General features: G+C 60.0%; 16 protein-coding genes. 8 read left to right on the top strand and 8 right to left on the bottom strand.

Features of this window, described 5'->3' with window-relative positions:
- Window positions 1-47 precede the first annotated feature (47 nt).
- The gene (locus H0Z09_RS03820) at window positions 48-2498 is read right to left on the bottom strand and encodes a glycogen/starch/alpha-glucan phosphorylase (protein ID WP_169375869.1); all 2451 of its coding nucleotides are present in this window, start codon (window positions 2496-2498) and stop codon (window positions 48-50) included.
- A gap of 228 nt (window positions 2499-2726) precedes the next feature.
- Here H0Z09_RS03820 and H0Z09_RS03815 point away from each other — a divergent pair, with 228 nt between their 5' ends.
- Window positions 2727-3161 (top strand): YkgJ family cysteine cluster protein, encoded by a 435-nt coding sequence (locus tag H0Z09_RS03815; protein ID WP_017529542.1) that lies wholly within the window; start codon window positions 2727-2729, stop codon window positions 3159-3161.
- Between the two features lie 226 nt (window positions 3162-3387).
- Here H0Z09_RS03815 and typA read toward each other — a convergent pair whose 3' ends face one another.
- A complete protein-coding gene (gene typA / locus H0Z09_RS03810; protein ID WP_064450260.1) occupies window positions 3388-5208 on the bottom strand; it encodes a translational GTPase TypA in 1821 nt (606 codons plus the stop codon).
- Between the two features lie 139 nt (window positions 5209-5347).
- Complete coding sequence (gene thiI / locus H0Z09_RS03805; protein WP_186687512.1) at window positions 5348-6802, bottom strand: tRNA uracil 4-sulfurtransferase ThiI; 1455 nt, start codon at window positions 6800-6802, stop codon at window positions 5348-5350.
- Between the two features lie 334 nt (window positions 6803-7136).
- Here thiI and glnA point away from each other — a divergent pair, with 334 nt between their 5' ends.
- Window positions 7137-8543 carry a type I glutamate--ammonia ligase gene (gene glnA, locus H0Z09_RS03800; protein WP_012721762.1) on the top strand — a complete coding sequence of 469 codons (1407 nt, stop codon included), beginning with the start codon at window positions 7137-7139 and terminating at the stop codon, window positions 8541-8543.
- 75 nt (window positions 8544-8618) lie between these two features.
- Here the strand turns inward: glnA and H0Z09_RS03795 are convergent, their stop codons facing one another.
- Window positions 8619-8855, bottom strand: a complete 237-nt coding sequence (locus H0Z09_RS03795; protein ID WP_186687509.1) for a DUF6124 family protein — start codon at window positions 8853-8855, stop codon at window positions 8619-8621.
- 428 nt (window positions 8856-9283) lie between these two features.
- Between H0Z09_RS03795 and H0Z09_RS03790 the strand changes: the two genes are divergently transcribed.
- The 3 genes from H0Z09_RS03790 (at window position 9284) to ntrC (ending at window position 12712) form a co-directional block, all read left to right on the top strand.
- Window positions 9284-9820, top strand: coding sequence for a chorismate mutase (locus H0Z09_RS03790; protein ID WP_186687507.1), 537 nt, complete (start codon window positions 9284-9286; stop codon window positions 9818-9820).
- 373 nt (window positions 9821-10193) lie between these two features.
- Entirely contained in the window at window positions 10194-11279 is a 1086-nt protein-coding gene (gene glnL, locus H0Z09_RS03785) for a nitrogen regulation protein NR(II) (protein WP_186687505.1), read from the top strand.
- A complete protein-coding gene (ntrC, locus tag H0Z09_RS03780) occupies window positions 11276-12712 on the top strand; it encodes a nitrogen regulation protein NR(I) (RefSeq protein ID WP_186687503.1) in 1437 nt (478 codons plus the stop codon). The genes glnL and ntrC overlap by 4 nt, the downstream gene beginning before the upstream one ends.
- 447 nt (window positions 12713-13159) lie before the next feature.
- On the opposite strand, the gene H0Z09_RS03775 is transcribed toward ntrC, so the two are convergent.
- On the bottom strand, window positions 13160-13600 hold the full coding sequence (locus H0Z09_RS03775; RefSeq protein ID WP_186687501.1) for a hypothetical protein: 441 nt from the start codon (window positions 13598-13600) through the stop codon (window positions 13160-13162).
- Here H0Z09_RS03775 and H0Z09_RS03770 point away from each other — a divergent pair.
- Entirely contained in the window at window positions 13599-14054 is a 456-nt protein-coding gene (locus H0Z09_RS03770) for a tRNA (cytidine(34)-2'-O)-methyltransferase (RefSeq protein ID WP_003171120.1), read from the top strand. The genes H0Z09_RS03775 and H0Z09_RS03770 overlap by 2 nt on opposite strands.
- A 128-nt stretch (window positions 14055-14182) precedes the next feature.
- Here the strand turns inward: H0Z09_RS03770 and secB are convergent, their stop codons facing one another.
- The 3 genes from secB to H0Z09_RS03755 are packed head-to-tail and all read right to left on the bottom strand — an operon-like array spanning window position 14183 to window position 15370.
- Window positions 14183-14662 carry a protein-export chaperone SecB gene (secB, locus tag H0Z09_RS03765; protein ID WP_003237490.1) on the bottom strand — a complete coding sequence of 160 codons (480 nt, stop codon included), beginning with the start codon at window positions 14660-14662 and terminating at the stop codon, window positions 14183-14185.
- Between the two features lie 41 nt (window positions 14663-14703).
- A complete protein-coding gene (gene grxC / locus H0Z09_RS03760; protein ID WP_076951660.1) occupies window positions 14704-14955 on the bottom strand; it encodes a glutaredoxin 3 in 252 nt (83 codons plus the stop codon).
- A gap of 1 nt (window position 14956) precedes the next feature.
- A complete protein-coding gene (locus tag H0Z09_RS03755) occupies window positions 14957-15370 on the bottom strand; it encodes a rhodanese-like domain-containing protein (protein ID WP_076951659.1) in 414 nt (137 codons plus the stop codon).
- 151 nt (window positions 15371-15521) lie between these two features.
- Between H0Z09_RS03755 and gpmI the strand changes: the two genes are divergently transcribed.
- Window positions 15522-17048 (top strand): 2,3-bisphosphoglycerate-independent phosphoglycerate mutase, encoded by a 1527-nt coding sequence (gpmI, locus tag H0Z09_RS03750; protein ID WP_186687499.1) that lies wholly within the window; start codon window positions 15522-15524, stop codon window positions 17046-17048.
- A gap of 259 nt (window positions 17049-17307) precedes the next feature.
- Complete coding sequence (locus H0Z09_RS03745; protein WP_186687497.1) at window positions 17308-18603, top strand: murein hydrolase activator EnvC; 1296 nt, start codon at window positions 17308-17310, stop codon at window positions 18601-18603.
- Window positions 18604-18616 lie beyond the last annotated feature (13 nt).

The following is an 18616-nucleotide window of genomic DNA, read 5'->3' as shown; positions in this document are numbered from 1 at the left end:
TATCGCATTCGCGAGCAAGCCCCCTCCCACAGGCGGCATTGCGGTGTTTAGTCGAGGGCTTTCCAGATCTCGGTAGCGTATTCGCGGATCGTCCGATCCGAACTGAACCAGCCCATCCGCGCCGTATTCAGCACCGCCGAGCGCCACCAGGCCTTGGAGTCATGCCAATGCGCTTCGACCTTGGCCTGGGCGTCCCAGTACGAATCGAAGTCGGCACACACCAGGAACCGGTCGTAGTCGATCAGCCCGTCGATCAGCCCCACATAGCGACCCGGATCATCCGGCGAGAACACCCCGCCACGGATCGCTTGCAGCACATCGTTGAGGCGATGCGACGCCGCGATATCCGGCCCGGCACTGAACTCGCCGGCGTGTTTGCGCGCCTCCACCTGCTGTGCGCTGAGGCCGAAGATAAACATGTGCTCGGCGCCGACACGCTCGTGCATTTCCACGTTGGCGCCGTCCATGGTGCCGATGGTCAGCGCGCCGTTGAGGCCGAATTTCATGTTGCTGGTGCCCGACGCTTCAAAGCCGGCGGTGGAGATCTGCTCCGACAAGTCCGCCGCCGGAATGATGCTTTCCGCCAGGCTGACGTTGTAGTTGGGCAGGAACACCACCTTGAGCAAGCCGCGCACGGTCGGGTCGTTGTTGACGGTGCGGGCGATGTCGTTGGTCAGCTTGATGATCAGCTTGGCCTGGTGATAACTCGCCGCCGCCTTGCCGGCGAAGATCTTCACGCGCGGCACCCAGTCGACCTCGGGTTCGGCACGGATCGCCTGGTACAGCGCCACGGTGTGCAGCAAGTTGAGCAACTGGCGCTTGTATTCGTGGATCCGCTTGACCTGCACGTCGAACATCGCCGCCGGGTTCACCGAAATGCCCAGGCGCTCGTGGATGATCTCGGCCAGCGCGCGCTTGCTGTGCAGGCGCTGATCGGCGAAGGCTTTGCGGAACGTCTGCTTCTCGGCAAAGGTTTCCAGCTCGCCCAGGCGGGTTTCCATGGTGTCGAGGATGTCCGGGCCCAATGCCTCCACCAGCATCGAGGTGAGCTTGGGGTTGGCCTGGTACAACCAGCGACGGAAGGTGATGCCGTTGGTTTTGTTGTTGATGCGCTCCGGGTACAGCTTGTGCAGTTCGGAGAACACCGTGCTGCGCATCAGTTGGGTGTGCAGGCCGGAAACGCCGTTGACGCTGTGGGAACCGAGGAACGCCAGGTTGCCCATGCGCACGCGACGGCCGTTGTCTTCTTCGATCAGCGATACCGCGCGCAGTACGTCGAAATCGTGCACGCCCTTGGCGCGCAGCGAGTCGATGTGCTGGGCGTTGATCAGGTAAATGATCTGCATGTGCCGCGGCAGCATGCGTTCCATCAGCCCGACCGGCCAGGTTTCCAGGGCTTCGGGCAACAGGGTGTGGTTGGTGTAGGAAAGCGTTTCGACGGTGACGTCCCAGGCGGCTTCCCACGGGATGTCGTGCAGGTCAACCAATTGACGCATCAGCTCGGCCACCGCGATGGACGGATGGGTGTCGTTGAGCTGGATCGCCGCGTGTTCGCCCAGGCTCAGCACCGAGCCGTGCATGTTCTTGTGGCGGCGCAGCAGGTCTTGCAACGAGGCCGCGACGAAGAAGTATTCCTGGCGCAGGCGCAGTTCCTGCCCCGCTTCCGTGCTGTCAGCCGGGTACAGCACGCGCGAGATGCTCTCGGCGCGCGCCACTTCGGCGACGGCGCCCAGGTGATCACCGGCGTTGAAACGTTCCAGATGCAGGTCTTCAACCGCCCGTGCGCGCCACAGGCGCAAGGTATTGACGCTGGCGCCACGCCAGCCGACCACCGGGGTGTCGTAGGCAACGGCACGTACCGTTTCGCTTGGCGTCCACACCTGGATCAGCTTGCCGGAAGCGTCCGGCAGGGTTTCGACGCTGCCGCCAAAACCGATCGGGTAAATCACTTCGGCCCGCTCGAACTCCCACGGGTTGCCGAAATCCAGCCAGCGTTCGGTCTGCTCCTGTTGCCAGCCATCGACAATTGCCTGGCGGAACAAGCCATGTTCATAGCGAATGCCGTAGCCGTGGCCGGCAATGCCCAGTGTCGACATGCTTTCCATAAAGCAGGCAGCCAAGCGCCCCAGGCCACCGTTGCCAAGCGCCGCGTCGGGCTCCAGCAGGCGGATGCGCTCAAGGTCCACGCCCAACTCGGACAGCGCGTCGCGTGCGATCTCGAGCACGCCCAGATTGCTCAGGCTGTCATATAGCAGGCGGCCGATGAGAAATTCCAGGGAAAGGTAATAAACCCGTTTCTGGCCTTTGCGGTATATGCGCCGGGTATGGTCCATCCAGTGGTCGACCATCTGGTCGCGGGCAGCCAGGGCAATGGCTTCGAACCAGTCATGGTCGAAGGCATGATCGGGGTCCTTGCCCACCGCATAGGTGAGCTTGGTCAAGACGGCATCGCGGAACGCGGCTACCTCTGCTTCTCGTGCAAGTGGTTCCTGAGACATCAAATGCGACCTCGGGCGAGATAGAAGGAGTTGCTAGAGCCTAGACGCTCTGACACACGGCGTAGGCGCTGGTTCGTCAGTTTTTTAACTCATTCACTGTTGAAAGGATTAGATGCAGGGGTCGTGCCCGATCTCCGGCAAAGATGAAATCTTGAAAATATTGTTCAAAAAATCACCAATCCCGGTATGATCGCGCGCCCGGATACAGCCCCACCTTTTGGAACCCTGATGAAGCCTCAATTGATCGCCGCCGCGGAACTCGACCGCCTCGAGACCTGGCAGAAATATTCCGCCCACATGTGCGGCGGCTGCGTGTCCAGCTGCTGCACGCTGCCGGTCGAAGTGAAGATCAAGGACCTGATCCGCATTGGCATCGTTGACGAGTTCGAGCGCGGCGACCCGCCGAAGAACATCGCCAAGCGCTTGCAGAAGGAAGGCATCGTCGAGCGCTTCAATTCCAAGTCCGAAATTTTTACCCTGCAGCGCATGAGCAACAACGACTGCTTGTACCTGGATCGCAAGACGCGCTTCTGCACCATTTACGACAAGCGCCCGGATACTTGCCGCAATCACCCGAAAATCGGGCCGCGGCCGGGGTACTGTGCGTATAAGCCGAAGGAAGTGGTGCGCGAGACCAAGTTCAAGACCCTCGACAAATTCTGATCCCCTGTAGTGAGCGGGCTTGTCCCGCGCTGGGTGGCGAAGCCGCCCCAAAACCTGATACCTCGTTTTAACTGGAGAAACTCTGTGCCTGGGTTGGGGCGGCTTCGCCACCCAGCGCGGGACAAGCCCGCTCACTACAAGAGCCCGCTCTGCACACAAACTGCAGACACAAAAAAACGCCCCCGGCCTTTCGACCGGGGGCGTTTTTCATTCAGCCTGAGTTAACTCAGTTCTTGGCTTTCTTGGCAGCGCGGGTACGCTCGCCTTCGTCCAGGATCTTCTTACGCAGGCGGATCGACTTAGGCGTGACTTCGCACAGCTCGTCGTCCTGGATGAACTCCAGGGCCTGTTCCAGGGTGAACTTCACTGGTGGAACCAGAGCGATGGTTTCGTCTTTGCCCGAAGCACGCATGTTGTCGAGCTTCTTGCCTTTGGTTGGGTTGACGCCCATGTCGTTGTCACGGCTGTTCAAGCCAACGATCTGACCGTTGTAGATCTCTTGACCGTGCTCAACGAACAGCTTGCCACGCGCCTGGAGGGTTTCCAGGGAGTAGGTCAGCGCCTTGCCGGTTTCTACCGAGACCAGAACACCGTTCTGACGGCCGGACATGTCGCCGGATTTCATGGTGTCGTAGCGATCGAAGATCGAGGTCAGGATGCCAGCACCGTTGGTCAGGGTCAGGAACTGGTTACGGAAACCGATCAGACCACGAGCAGGGATGTTGTATTCCAGACGCACACGGCCTTTGCCATCCGGCACCATGTTGGTCAAGTCGCCGCGACGCAGGCCCATTTCTTCCATGACCTTGCCCTGGGATTCTTCCGGGGTATCGATGGTCACGTCTTCAAACGGTTCCTGCTTCACGCCGTCAACCTGACGGATGATCACTTCCGGACGACCAACACCCATTTCGAAGCCTTCGCGACGCATGGTTTCGATCAGTACCGAGAGGTGCAGCTCACCACGGCCGGAGACCTTGAACTTGTCAGCCGAGTCGCCTTCTTCAACGCGCAGTGCAACGTTGTACAGCAGCTCTTTGTCCAGACGTTCCTTGATGTTACGGGAAGTCACGAACTTGCCTTCTTTACCGCAGAAAGGCGAGTCGTTTACCTGGAAGGTCATGGAAACGGTTGGCTCGTCGACGGTCAGAGGCTTCATCGCCTCGACGGTGTCCGGCTGGCACAGGGTGTCGGAGATGAACAGCGAATCCATACCGCTCACGCACACGATGTCGCCGGCGAAAGCTTCTTCAACGTCGATGCGGTGCAGACCGTGGTGACCCATCAGCTTCAGGATACGACCGTTGCGCTTCTTGCCGTCGGCGCCAATGGCGACAACCGGGGTGTTCGGCTTGACGCTGCCACGGGCAATACGGCCAACGCCGATAACACCCAGGAAGCTGTTGTAGTCCAGTGCCGAGATTTGCATCTGGAACGGGCCTTCACGGTCAACCTTCGGAGGTGGAACGTGGTCAACGATCGCCTGGTACAGCGGGGTCATGTCTTCCGCCATGGCGGTGTGTTCCAGACCGGCGATGCCGTTCAGGGCCGAGGCGTAGATCACCTGGAAATCAAGCTGCTCTTCAGTGGCGCCGAGGTTGTCGAACAGGTCGAAGATCTGGTCCAGAACCCAGTCCGGACGCGCGCCTGGACGGTCAACCTTGTTGATGCACACGATCGGACGCAGGCCGGCTTCGAAAGCCTTCTTGGTCACGAAACGGGTTTGCGGCATAGGGCCGTCTTGAGCGTCAACCAGCAGCAGAACGGAGTCGACCATCGACATTACGCGTTCTACTTCGCCGCCGAAGTCGGCGTGGCCCGGGGTGTCCACGATGTTGATGTGGTAGCCGTTCCAGTTGATAGCGGTGTTCTTGGCCAGGATGGTAATGCCGCGCTCTTTTTCCTGGTCGTTGGAGTCCATCACGCGCTCGTCGTTGAGCTCGTTGCGCTCCAGGGTGCCGGATTGACGCAGGAGTTTGTCTACCAGGGTGGTTTTACCATGGTCAACGTGAGCAATGATGGCGATGTTACGTAGATTTTCGATCACTTGTGTATCTCGATCAGAGGATTCGGTGTGCTGACAGGTCGTGGCAGCGATTTACAGTAGAGTCAGGCCTTGCCGTTACAGCTTGACGGCAGAGTCGGGGGGCCGGTGACGCAGGCCACAGGCAAACAGCCCCGGGCTCTTAGCTCGGTCGATAAACGCGCACATTGGCATGCCCCTCACTGAGCAAATGGTGGGCATGCAGGCGACTCATCACGCCTTTGTCGCAATACAGCAGGTACTGACGGCTGTCATCCAGTTCCTTGAAACGCGCGTTCAATGCATAGAACGGCAGCGTTTGTACGTCGATGCCAGGAATGTCCAGCGGCTCGTCTTCAGCGGCATCCGGGTGACGGATGTCGATGATGATCTGGCCGGCCAGGGCTTCGCTGACTTCTTCGATCTGCACATCCTGGCCCAGCTCGTCGATGACACGATCGATCGGGACCAGTTTGGCGTTCTTGAGCGCACGCTCCAGAACCGCCATATCAAACTGTTGTTCTTCGTACTCCACGCGGTTGCGCTTGGCGTGGGTCTTGGGGTTCACCGAAATGACCCCGCAATATTCAGGCATGTGCTTGGCAAAGTCGGCGGTGCCGATTTCTTCTGCCAGGTCGATAATGTCCTGTTTATGGCTGGCGATCAGTGGGCGCAGCACCAGTTTCTCGGTCACGCAGTCGATCAACGACAGGTTCGGCAGCGTCTGGCTGGACACCTGGGAGATCGCTTCACCGGTCACCAGCGCATCAATCTGCAGTTGGTCGGCGATCCGGGACGCGGCGCGCAACATCATACGCTTCAATACCACGCCCATATGACTGTTATCGACTTTGCCGAGAATTTCGCCCAGCACTTCTTCGAACGGTACGCTTACAAATAACACGCGTTGGGAGCTGCCGTACTTCTTCCAGATAAAGTGCGCCACTTCCATCACGCCCAATTCGTGTGCACGCCCGCCCAGGTTAAAGAAGCAGAAGTGGCTCATCAGGCCGCGCCGCATGATCTGGTAGGCCGCGACCGTGGAATCGAAACCGCCGGACATCAATACCAGGGTCTGTTCCAGGGCGCCCAGCGGGTAGCCGCCGATGCTGTTGTGCTGGCTGTGGATCACAAACAACCGTTGGTCGCGAATTTCCATGCGCACTTCAATTTGCGGTGCTTTCAGGGAAATTCCAGCTGCGCCGCACTCGCGACGCAGCTTGCTGCCGACGTATTTCTCCACATCCATGGAGCTGAACGGGTGCTTGCCGGCGCGCTTGCAACGCACCGAAAAAATCTTGCCTTCCAGACTGTCGCCGAAGTGCAATTTGCATTTTTCGGTGATGTCATCGAAGTCGCCCAGCGCGTACTCATCCACCTGCAGGAAATGCGCGATGCCCGGCATGCAACTCAGGCGCTCGGTCATGTCCTTCAAGGCTTTGGCATCGGTCAGGCGGGTTTCCAGCTCGAGGTTGTCCCACACGCCATTCACCACCACAGCCGGGTCCAGATCGCGGAGCACGGCACGGATGTTCTTGGCCAACTGACGGATGAAACGCATCCGTACCGGTCGGCTCTTGATGGTGATTTCGGGGAAGACTTTAACGATTAATTTCATGGAAACAGCGCGTGCCGGACCTGCCGAAAAAGGGGGGCGCGGATTATAGCGGAAATCGCTCAAGGTTTAACCAGTTAATATGCACAGCAACCACCGCGCACTAAAGCAGTGCACTTTGAGGTTGCCGCGCCACATTGCAGTGCGCCATTTTCTGGCTTTTGTCGCAATGCACCTTTATAGGGTCGCTTTTGGAGCACAAAACCCATGTTGGCGCACTGGCATGCAATTTGCTCTCTTGTGAGGCAGGTTGCCATGGCGGACTATCCGCGCCGGCATCACCCACATTCTAAGGGCTAACTCCACTACCCCAGCCCGAAGCCACCCGGAGGACACTATGTCGAAGTCGGTTCAACTCATCAAAGATCATGACGTTAAATGGATTGATCTGCGCTTCACGGACACCAAAGGCACTCAGCACCACGTGACCATGCCGGCTCGCGATGCGCTGGATGATGCGTTCTTCGAAGAAGGCAAAATGTTCGACGGTTCCTCCATTGCCGGTTGGAAAGGCATCGAAGCCTCCGACATGATCCTGATGCCGGACGACAGCACTGCCGTGCTGGACCCGTTCACCGAAGAGCCGACCCTGATCCTGGTGTGCGACGTCATCGAGCCGTCGACCATGCAAGGCTACGACCGCGACCCACGTGCGATCGCCAAGCGTGCCGAGGAATACCTGAAGTCGACCGGTATCGGCGACACCGTATTCGTAGGCCCGGAGCCGGAATTCTTCATCTTCGATCAAGTGAAGTTCAAGTCCGACATCTCCGGCTCCATGTTCAAGATCTACTCCGAACAAGGCTCCTGGATGTCCGACCAGGACGTGGAAGGCGGCAACCATGGCCACCGTCCAGGTATCAAAGGCGGCTACTTCCCGGTTCCACCGTTCGACCACGACCACGAAATCCGTACCTCCATGTGCAACGCCATGGAAGACATGGGCCTGGTCATCGAAGTGCATCACCACGAAGTGGCGACTGCCGGCCAGAACGAAATCGGTGTGAAGTTCAACACCCTGGTCGCCAAGGCTGACGAAGTACAAACCCTGAAGTACTGCGTACACAACACTGCCGTTGCCTACGGCCGTACCGCGACCTTCATGCCTAAGCCACTGTACGGCGATAACGGTTCGGGTATGCACGTTCACCTGTCCATCGCCAAAGATGGCAAGAACACCTTCGCCGGCGAAGGTTATGCCGGCCTGTCGGACACCGCCCTGTACTTCATCGGCGGCATCATCAAGCACGGTAAGGCCCTGAACGGCTTCACCAACCCGTCGACCAACTCCTACAAGCGTCTGGTCCCAGGTTTTGAAGCTCCAGTGATGCTGGCCTACTCGGCGCGCAACCGCTCTGCCTCGATCCGTATTCCTTACGTGTCCAGCCCGCGCGCTCGCCGTATCGAAGCACGCTTCCCGGACCCGGCGGCCAACCCGTACCTGGCCTTCGCGGCCCTGGTGATGGCCGGCCTGGACGGCATCCAGAACAAGATCCACCCAGGCGACGCCGCCGACAAAAACTTGTACGACCTGCCGCCTGAAGAGGCCAAAGAGATCCCACAAGTGTGCGGCAGCCTGAAAGAAGCCCTGGAAGAGCTGGACAAGGGCCGTGCGTTCCTGACCAAAGGCGGCGTGTTCAGCGACGACTTTATCGATGCCTACATCGAGCTCAAGAGCGCAGAAGAAATCAAGGTTCGCACCTTCGTACACCCACTGGAATACGAGCTGTACTACAGCTGCTGATCCGGTAACGCTGCTTAACGTGGCGTGATGCAAAAAGACCTCCTGTTCGGGAGGTCTTTTTTTGCCTGGGAATTGTCAGGTGGCCGTTTGGCGGTCGAGCATACGGCTGACCATCTGCGTGCCCAGGGCGCTCAGTTGGTGAATGGCCAGCGCGACATCGCGGTGCTTGCCGTCCAGGTCTTCGGACAGGTCCAGCAACAAGGTGCTGACCGAGGAGAAGGTTTCGAAGCTGTTGATCATCAGGGCTTCGTCGTCGATATCGGCGGCGATGGTGAAGACGGACGGGGGTGGATTTGGGGTTGGCTTGAACATGTCTTAACTTCCTCGAATGAGGCCGCCATCGACTCGCTACTAAACGATTAGGTGGCAGCTGTGCGCAGGTTAGTAGACCGGGGAAGTTAAGCAAAAACCGGCGCATCCGAAGATGCCCTGCACACAGCCGCCATAAAGAACGGTGCGGTACACGCTTAACTTGACCCTCAGGCTACTAAACCTGATCGCTGATGAGCAGCGACCGAGCAACCTTAGAGACGACAAGCCAGCCGTACAAGCCGGCGGATTCTGGCGCACCTGTAGGCAACCGCGCAAGTTAAGGTAGCCTTGAGCTGACACAGACTCAAACCTGCAAACCCAATCAAATGTGGGAGCGGGCTTGCTCGCGAAAGCGGTCTGTCAGTCGTTGATGCATTGCCTGATACACCGCTTTCGCGAGCAAGCCCGCTCCCACAAGGAGATCACCGTTGAAACGTCATCTTGCGTTCGCCCTGCTATTCGTCAGCGTCAGCGCCGTAGCCGCGCCACCCACCCTTGAACCGCTGCTCAATAGCATCGCCGAGCGCCTGGCCATTGCCGACCAGGTCGCCCTGAGCAAATGGGACAGCCACAAGCCCGTAGAGGACAAGAAGCGCGAGCAGGAGGTGATCGCCAGTGTCGTTGCCCAGGCACCGAGCTACAAACTGGACCCCGCCGCCGCCGAGCAGTTTTTTTCGGCGCAGATCGAGGCGAACAAACTGGTGCAGTACACCCATCTGTCCGACTGGCAGTTCCAGGGCAAGGCGCCTGATGATCCGCGCCCGGACCTGGTGAAGCAGATTCGTCCGCAACTGGACCAACTGCAAAAAAGCCTGCTGCAGCAACTGGCGGATTTCACCCCGCAGCGCACCGACCCGCAATGCCCCAAGTGGCTGGCCGAAGCGGTGCATGAGCCGTTGAACGACCCGCTGCGCCAGTTGGCGATGATCCGCGCCACGGCCGAGCTGTGCATTTACAAGGGCTAAAGCTGCAAACCCAATCAAAACTGTGGGAGCGGGCTTGCTCGCGAAGGCGGTGTGTCAGTCAATATACCAACCACTGACAGACCGCTTTCGCGAGCAAGCCCGCTCCCACATTTGGTTTGCGTGCATTCAGAGGCATCCTGAACAAACCTCACAAAAAAGCACTATATTGGTGCACGGCCTTGCACGCTTCCCATCCGACCAGCCCATTTTGGTTCGATTCTTCCCGAATCAGCTGGCAGAACGCCACAGTTTCGCGCTTAAAACCCCTATTTCAGCGCCTTTGCGCTTCTTTTCGGAGCCTTGGTTTGGTTTTTGCATTTTCCTTGTATCAGCGTGTGCCTCAAGCCCGCGCCTTGCTCCAAAAGAGGTCCTGATGACCATCAGCGATGCACTGCACCGTTTGTTACTCGACAATCTGACTACCGCGACCATCCTGCTCAACGACGACCTGCGCCTTGAGTACATGAACCCGGCGGCGGAGATGCTCCTGGCCATCAGCGGCCAGCGCAGCCATGGGCAGTTCATCAGCGAATTGTTCACCGAGTCGGCCGAGGCCTTGAGTTCCTTGCGCCAGGCCGTGGAGCAAGCCCATCCGTTCACCAAGCGCGAAGCGATGCTCACCGCCCTCACCGGCCAGTCGTTGACCGTCGATTACGCCGTGACCCCGATCCTGAGCAACGGCGCGACCCTGCTGCTGCTCGAAGTGCACCCCCGCGACCGCCTGCTGCGCATCACCAAGGAAGAGGCGCAGCTGTCCAAGCAGGAAACCAGCAAGATGCTGGTACGCGGCCTGGCCCATGAGATCAAGAACCCGCTGGGCGGCATTCGTGGCGCGGCGCAGTTGCTGGCCCGCGAGCTGCCGGAAGAGCACCTCAAGGACTACACCAACGTCATCATCGAAGAGGCCGACCGCCTGCGTAACCTGGTGGACCGCATGCTCGGCTCCAACAAGTTGCCGTCCCTGGCGATGACCAACGTTCACGAAGTGCTGGAGCGTGTTTGTCAACTGGTCGAGGCTGAAAGCCAGGGTTGCATCACCCTGGTGCGCGATTACGACCCGAGCATTCCAGACGTATTGATCGACCGCGAGCAGATGATCCAGGCGGTGCTCAATATCGTGCGCAACGCCATGCAGGCCATCAGCAGCCAGAACGAGCTGCGCCTGGGCCGCATCAGCCTGCGCACCCGCGCCCTGCGCCAATTCACCATTGGCCATGTGCGCCACCGCCTGGTGACCAAGGTCGAGATCATCGACAACGGCCCCGGCATTCCTGCGGAACTGCAGGAAACCATTTTCTTTCCCATGGTCAGCGGCCGCCCGGACGGTACCGGGCTGGGCCTGGCCATTACCCAGAACATCATCAGCCAGCATCAGGGCCTGATCGAATGTGAGAGCCACCCCGGCCACACCACGTTCTCGATCTTCCTGCCATTGGAACAAGGAGCCCCCTCGACATGAGCCGTAGTGAAACTGTCTGGATCGTTGACGACGACCGTTCTATCCGCTGGGTCCTGGAGAAAGCCTTGCAACAGGAAGGCATGACCACCCAGAGCTTCGACAGCGCCGACGGGGTGATGAGCCGCCTGGCGCGCCAGCAGCCCGACGTGATCATCTCCGACATCCGCATGCCCGGCGCCAGCGGCCTCGACCTGTTGGCGCGGATCCGTGAGCAGCACCCGCGCCTGCCGGTGATCATCATGACCGCGCACTCGGACCTGGACAGCGCTGTCGCGTCCTATCAGGGCGGAGCCTTTGAGTACCTGCCCAAGCCGTTCGACGTGGACGAGGCGGTGGCGCTGGTCAAGCGCGCCAACCAGCACGCCCAGGAACAGCAGAACCAGCAAGCCCCACCGGCCCTGACCCGCACCCCGGAAATCATCGGTGAAGCGCCGGCGATGCAGGAAGTGTTTCGCGCCATCGGGCGTTTGAGCCATTCCAACATCACCGTGCTGATCAACGGCGAGTCGGGCACCGGTAAAGAATTGGTCGCTCACGCCCTGCACCGTCACAGCCCTCGGGCGGCTTCGCCGTTCATTGCGCTGAACATGGCGGCCATCCCCAAGGACCTGATGGAGTCCGAGCTGTTCGGCCATGAGAAAGGCGCGTTCACCGGCGCGGCCAACCTGCGCCGCGGCCGCTTTGAGCAGGCCGACGGCGGCACGCTGTTCCTCGATGAAATCGGCGACATGCCGGCCGACACCCAGACCCGCCTGCTACGCGTGCTGGCGGACGGTGAGTTTTACCGCGTTGGCGGGCATACGCCGGTCAAGGTCGATGTGCGCATCATCGCGGCGACCCACCAGAACCTGGAAACCCTGGTGCACGCGGGCAAGTTCCGTGAGGACTTGTTCCACCGCCTCAACGTGATCCGCATCCACATCCCGCGTATGTCGGACCGCCGCGAAGATATCCCGACCCTCGCCCGCCACTTCCTCAGCCGCGCCGCCCTGGAGCTGGCCGTGGAGCCGAAGCTGCTCAAGAGTGAGACCGAGGAATACCTCAAGAACCTGCCGTGGCCGGGGAACGTGCGTCAGTTGGAGAACACCTGCCGCTGGATTACCGTGATGGCGTCCGGGCGCGAAGTGCACATCAGCGACCTGCCGCCGGAGCTGTTGAGCCTGCCGCAGGACTCGGCACCGGTGACCAACTGGGAGCAGGCGCTGCGCCAATGGGCTGACCAGGCCCTGGCACGCGGCCAGTCGAACCTGCTGGACAGTGCGGTGCCGGCGTTTGAGCGGATCATGATCGAAACCGCCCTCAAGCACACCGCCGGGCGCCGCCGCGATGCCGCCGTGCTGCTGGGTTGGGGGCGCAATACCCTGACGCGCAAGATCAAGGAGTTGGGGATGAAGGTTGATGGTGGGGATGATGATGAGGGGGATGAGGGCTGAATCTCAGCCCCACTGAAGATCCAATGTGGGAGCGGGCTTGCTCGCGAATGCGGTGTGTCAGTCAATGAATTTATCGACTGAAGTATCGCCTTCGCGAGCAAGCCCGCTCCCACATTTGGATCTCCATAAGGTTCCGGGACCGTGCACCGCTTCAATGCACCATGAACCGGCATTGGGCACGGGCCCAAAGCCTGCAACCTGAACTTCGCCAAGAAAAATCTTAAAGCCAAAACCACCAAAGCCCCGTAATCCGGGGCTTTGTGCTTTCTGCAAGATTCTTTTGGGACGATCCAACAACTCTGGCACGCACCCTGCAATAACCCCAGTACAACCCAGTTTCGGGGACCTTGGTACAGGCAGGCCGAGAATCCCCTCTTTAACACCGAAGCCTTAAGGCTTCACCCCGTTTTGGGAGCCCTGGTACAGGCAGGCCGGGAACTCCCTCTTTTATTGCTCCTGGAGATGGATCTCCAACCGCCAGCGGTCATCGACCGCCTCCCCACTCCACACCCCACGCAAGGGCCGAGCCGCGACCAGGTTCAGCAACAGGCCCGCGTCGGTCTTGCGCACACGCCAGTTCACGTCCTTTTCATTGACCTTGAGTTGCCCACCGGCAGCCTGGCCTTGCGCGTCGAACAGCAGCGCCACGGTGCCGTCGATGTGCTCGCCGTGCAGCTTGGGCTCGCTGTTGAACCACACCACCACGCCGTCCGCTGCGGTTTCGACCTGTTGCAGCTCGACCGGGTCGGGGGTGGTCAGGCGGCCGATCATCAGGCCGACCATGAGGCCGACAATCGCCAACGAACCCATGACCCTCGGCAATAGCTTCGGCCTCGGGTCTTCTTCAGGGGTAGAATGCAGCGCATCTTTGCCTTCGGAGCCGTGCATGTTTCACGTCATCCTTTTTCAACCAGAAATTCCGCCGAACACCGGCAACGTTATCAGGCTGTGCGCCAACAGTGGCTGCCACCTGCATTTGATCGAGCCCCTGGGCTTCGACATGGACGACAAGCGCCTGCGCCGCGCCGGGCTGGACTACCACGAGTACGCCACGCTCAAGCGCCATGCCGATTTGGCCAGCTGCCTGGAAAGCCTGGGGCACCCACGCTTGTTCGCATTCACCACCAAGGGTTCGCGGCCGTTCCATGATGCCAGCTTTGCCGAGGGCGACGCGTTTCTGTTTGGCCCGGAAAGTCGCGGCTTGCCGGCCGAGGTGCTTGATGCATTGCCCGACGGTCATCGCCTGCGTTTGCCGATGCGCGAGGGTTGCCGCAGTTTGAACTTATCGAACACCGTAGCCGTTGCCGTCTATGAAGGCTGGCGCCAACTCGGTTTTAAATAACACCGCATAACAAATGTGGGAGCGGGCTTGCTCGCGAATACGGTGGATCAGTCGCCAAATCAGTTGACTGACAGTCCGCATTCGCGAGCAAGCCCGCTCCCACATTTAGATCTGCGTCGGGTTCGAGATTACTGAACGGTCGACGAACCTTCACTTTGCATACGCTGCAGCTCTTGCGCATACAGGGCATCGAAGTTCACCGGAGCCAGCATCAGTGCCGGGAACGAGCCACGGGTGACCAGGCTGTCCAGGGTCTCGCGGGCATACGGGAACAGGATGTTCGGGCAGAACGCGCCCAGGGTGTGGCTCATGGACGCTTCGTCCAGACCTTGGATCAGGAAGATACCGGCCTGTTGCACTTCAGCGATGAAGGCCACTTCTTCGCCGTTCTTGACGGTGACCGACAGGGTCAGCACGACTTCGTGGAAGTCGCCTTCCAGGGCTTTCTGGCGGGTGTTCAGGTCCAGCGCAACGCTTGGGGTCCATTCCTGGCGAAAGATGGCCGGGCTTTTCGGCGCTTCGAACGACAGGTCACGCACGTAGATGCGCTGCAGCGAAAACTGTGGGCCTTGAGCTTCTGCTGCTTCGGTATTCTGTTGGTCAGTCATCGCAGATCCTTGTCTATCTTGGGGTCTTTAAGGGTTGGGCTTCAGGCGAGCAGCGCATCGAGTTTACCGGCGCGTTCCAAAGCAAACAGGTCATCGCAGCCACCGACATGCTTGTCGCCGATCCAGATTTGCGGGACCGACGTGCGGCCGGCTTTCTGGGCCATTTCGGCGCGCACCTGGGGTTTGCCGTCGACCTTGATTTCTTCGAAGGCAACGCCCTTCTTCTCAAGCAGGGCCTTGGCCCGCATGCAGTAAGGGCACCAATCGCTGGAATACACGACAACCTGGCTCATATCACTTCACCAAAGGCAGGTTATCGGCGCGCCAGCTGCTGATACCACCGGACAGCTTGGCGGCGGTGAAGCCGGTCTTGAGCATCTCGCGGGCGTGAGTGCCGGCGTGCTGGCCCTGGGCGTCGACCAGGATGATGGTCTTGGCCTTGTGCTTTTCCAGCTCGGCCAGGCGCGCGATCAGCTTGTCCTGCGGAATATTCAGGGCACCGACGATATGGCCGGTGGCAAAATCCTTGGCCGGGCGGATGTCGACGACAACGGCTTCATCCTTGTTGACCAGCGCGGTCAGCTCCGCCGTGCTCAGGCTGCGGCCACCACGGCTCATTTCATGAGCGATCAGCAGCGCGAGCAGGATGACGAAGGCACCCACAAGCAGGTAGTGGGCAGTGGCAAATGCAATCAGGTGATCAACCATCAAGGAGGTTCCAGGGCGTTAAAATGGCGGTAAGTATACACAGCCGCCAGGGGGGGCCAACCCCCGTAAAGCGGTGACGTGGTCGGAACTTCGCTTTAAACTGCCACTCCCTTTTCAATTGTCTTCCTTTATTACCGCCGCGAGAGGATCTATGACTACCACGCCTAAACCTTTGGTCCTGATAATTCTCGATGGCTTCGGACACAGTGAAAGCCACCACGACAACGCGGTATACGCGGCGCGCAAGCCCGTGCTGGACCGCCTGACCGCCACCGTTCCCAACGGCCTGATCTCCGGCTCCGGCATGGACGTGGGCTTGCCGGACGGCCAGATGGGCAACTCGGAAGTCGGCCACATGAATCTGGGCGCCGGACGAGTGGTCTATCAGGACTTCACCCGCGTGACCAAAGCGATCCGCGATGGCGAGTTCTTCGAGAACCCGACCATCTGCGCGGCGGTAGATAAAGCAGTGGCGGCCGGCAAGGCCGTGCACTTCATGGGCCTGTTGTCCGACGGCGGCGTGCACAGCCATCAGGACCACCTGGTGGCCATGGCCGAACTGGCGTTCAAGCGCGGCGCCGACAAGATCTACCTGCACGCCTTCCTCGACGGCCGCGACACCCCGCCGAAAAGCGCGCAATCGTCCATCGAACTGCTCGATACCACCTTCGCCGCCCTGGGCAAGGGCCGCATCGCCAGCATCGTCGGGCGTTACTTCGCCATGGACCGCGACAATCGCTGGGACCGCGTATCCCAAGCCTACAACCTGATCGTCGATGGCCAGGCCGAATTCAACGCCGCTACCGCCCAGGAGGGCCTGGAAGCCGCCTACGCCCGTGGCGAGAGCGACGAGTTCGTCAAAGCCACCACCATCGGCGAGCCGGTGAAGGTTGAAGACGGCGACGCCGTGGTGTTCATGAACTTCCGCGCCGACCGTGCCCGCGAGCTGAGCCGTGTGTTCGTGGAAGACGGCTTCAAGGAATTCGAGCGTGCGCGCCAGCCGAAGGTGCAGTACGTCGGCCTGACCCAATACGCCGCCAGCATTCCGGCCCCGGCCGCGTTTGCAGCCGGCAGCCTGGACAACGTGCTGGGCGACTACCTGGCGAAAAACGGCAAGACCCAACTGCGCATCGCCGAAACCGAGAAGTACGCCCATGTGACCTTCTTCTTCTCCGGCGGGCGCGAAGAGCCGTTCCCGGGCGAAGAGCGCATCCTGATCCCGTCGCCTAAAGTCGCCACCTACGATTTGCAACCGGAAATGAGCGCGCCGGAAGTCACCGACAAGATCGTCGACGCCATCGAGCACCAGCGCTTCGACGTCATCGTGGTCAACTACGCCAACGGCGACATGGTGGGCCACAGCGGCAACCTGGAAGCCGCGACCAAGGCCGTGGAATGCCTGGACCTGTGCGTCGGCCGTATCGTTGAAGCCTTGGAAAAAGTTGGCGGCGAAGCACTCATCACTGCCGACCACGGTAACTGCGAGCAAATGTCCGACGAGTCCACCGGCCAGGCCCATACCGCCCATACCACCGAACCGGTGCCGTTCATTTACGTCGGCAAGCGTGATTTCAAGGTGCGCGAAGGCGGGGTGCTGGCGGATGTGGCGCCGACGATGCTGATGTTGATGGGGCTGGAGAAGCCGCAGGAAATGACCGGGACTTCGATACTGGTCTGATTTCAGCCTCACCGCGAAACCATTGTGGGAGCGGGCTTGCTCGCGAATGCGGAGGGTCAGTCGATGAAGATGTTGACTGAACCACCGCATTCGCGAGCAAGCCCGCTCCCACATGGGTTGTGCGGCGATTCCAAGATAGCCATTCGCCATACCAGCGCCACTCGGTACCTATCTTGCCTCTCAGCCCGAATTGGGCGTTTTTTTTGCAGCGTGGGGCGGGCATACTAGACCGTCCCTTTCCCTGGTGTCGCCCGCCTCTATGCTTCGCGCCTTGATTACCCTTGCTCTTGTCTGCCTGCTCCAACCGGCGTTTGCCGATGAGCGTGCACAAACCCAACAACAGTTGGACGCTACGCGTCAGGACATTGCCGAGCTGAAGAAGCTGCTGGGCAAGCTCCAGGAAGAAAAGTCCGGGGTGCAGAAAGATCTGCGCGGCACGGAAACCGAAATGGGCAAGCTGGAGAAGCAGGTCCAGGAGCTGCAAAAAGAACTAAAGAAGAGCGAGTCGGAACTGGAGCGACTCGACGCTGAGAAAAAAAAACTCCAGAGCGCACGCGTTGAACAGCAACGCTTGATCGCGATCCAGGCGCGTGCCGCCTATCAGAACGGCCGCCAGGAATACCTCAAGCTGCTGCTCAACCAGCAGAACCCCGAGAAATTCGCGCGCACCCTGACCTACTACGACTACCTGAGCAAAGCTCGCCTGGAGCAACTCAAGAGCTTCAACGAGACGCTGCGCCAGTTGGTCAACGTCGAGCAGGAAATCGCCAACCAGCAGTCGCAGTTGCAAGACCAGAAAAGCGCACTCGACACTCAGCGCAACGAATTGGACAAAGTGCGCAAGGAGCGTCAACTGGCCCTGGCCAAGCTCAGTGACGACGTAAAGGCCCGCGATGCCAAGCTGCAGGCCCGCGAGCAGGACCAGGCCGACCTGGCCAAAGTACTCAAGACCATCGAGGAAACCCTGGCGCGCCAGGCACGCGAGGCGGAGGAAGCGCGGCAAAAAGCGCTGATCGCCCAGCAGGAAGCCGAAAAAAAGCGCCAGCGTGAGGCCGAACTGGCAGCCACCTCGGACGCCCCGGCACCGCGCAAACCGGCGCATGCAGCTCCTGGCCCGCTGGTTTCCAGTGCCGGTGAGTCGTTCGGCGGCCCTTTTGCTTTAGCACGCGGCAAACTTCCATGGCCGGTTGATGGTCGACTGCTGGCACGCTTCGGTGAAACCCGTGGCGACGACACCCGCGCCAAGTGGGATGGGGTGATGATCAGCGCCTCTGCCGGCAGTGCGGTTCACGCCGTGCATGGCGGCCGCGTGGTATTCGCCGATTGGCTGCGCGGCGCCGGTTTATTGGTAATTCTCGACCACGGTAATGGCTATTTGAGCCTTTATGGCCACAATCAGACATTACTCAAGTCGGCAGGTGATGTTGTAAAAGCCGGTGAGTCCATCTCCACTGTCGGTAACAGTGGTGGCCAGGAAACTCCGGCGTTGTACTTCGCTATTCGTCAGCAGGGTCGCCCGAGCGATCCCGCACAATGGTGCCGTTCCCAAGGATAGGGCCGCATCTACA

It is taken from the genome of Pseudomonas sp. SWRI18 (genome assembly GCF_014268345.1).
In the GTDB taxonomy this organism is placed as follows: domain Bacteria; phylum Pseudomonadota; class Gammaproteobacteria; order Pseudomonadales; family Pseudomonadaceae; genus Aquipseudomonas; species Aquipseudomonas cedrina.
The sequence above is the reverse complement of the archived record's forward strand: the minus strand, read 5'-3'. Positions and strand labels throughout refer to the sequence as shown.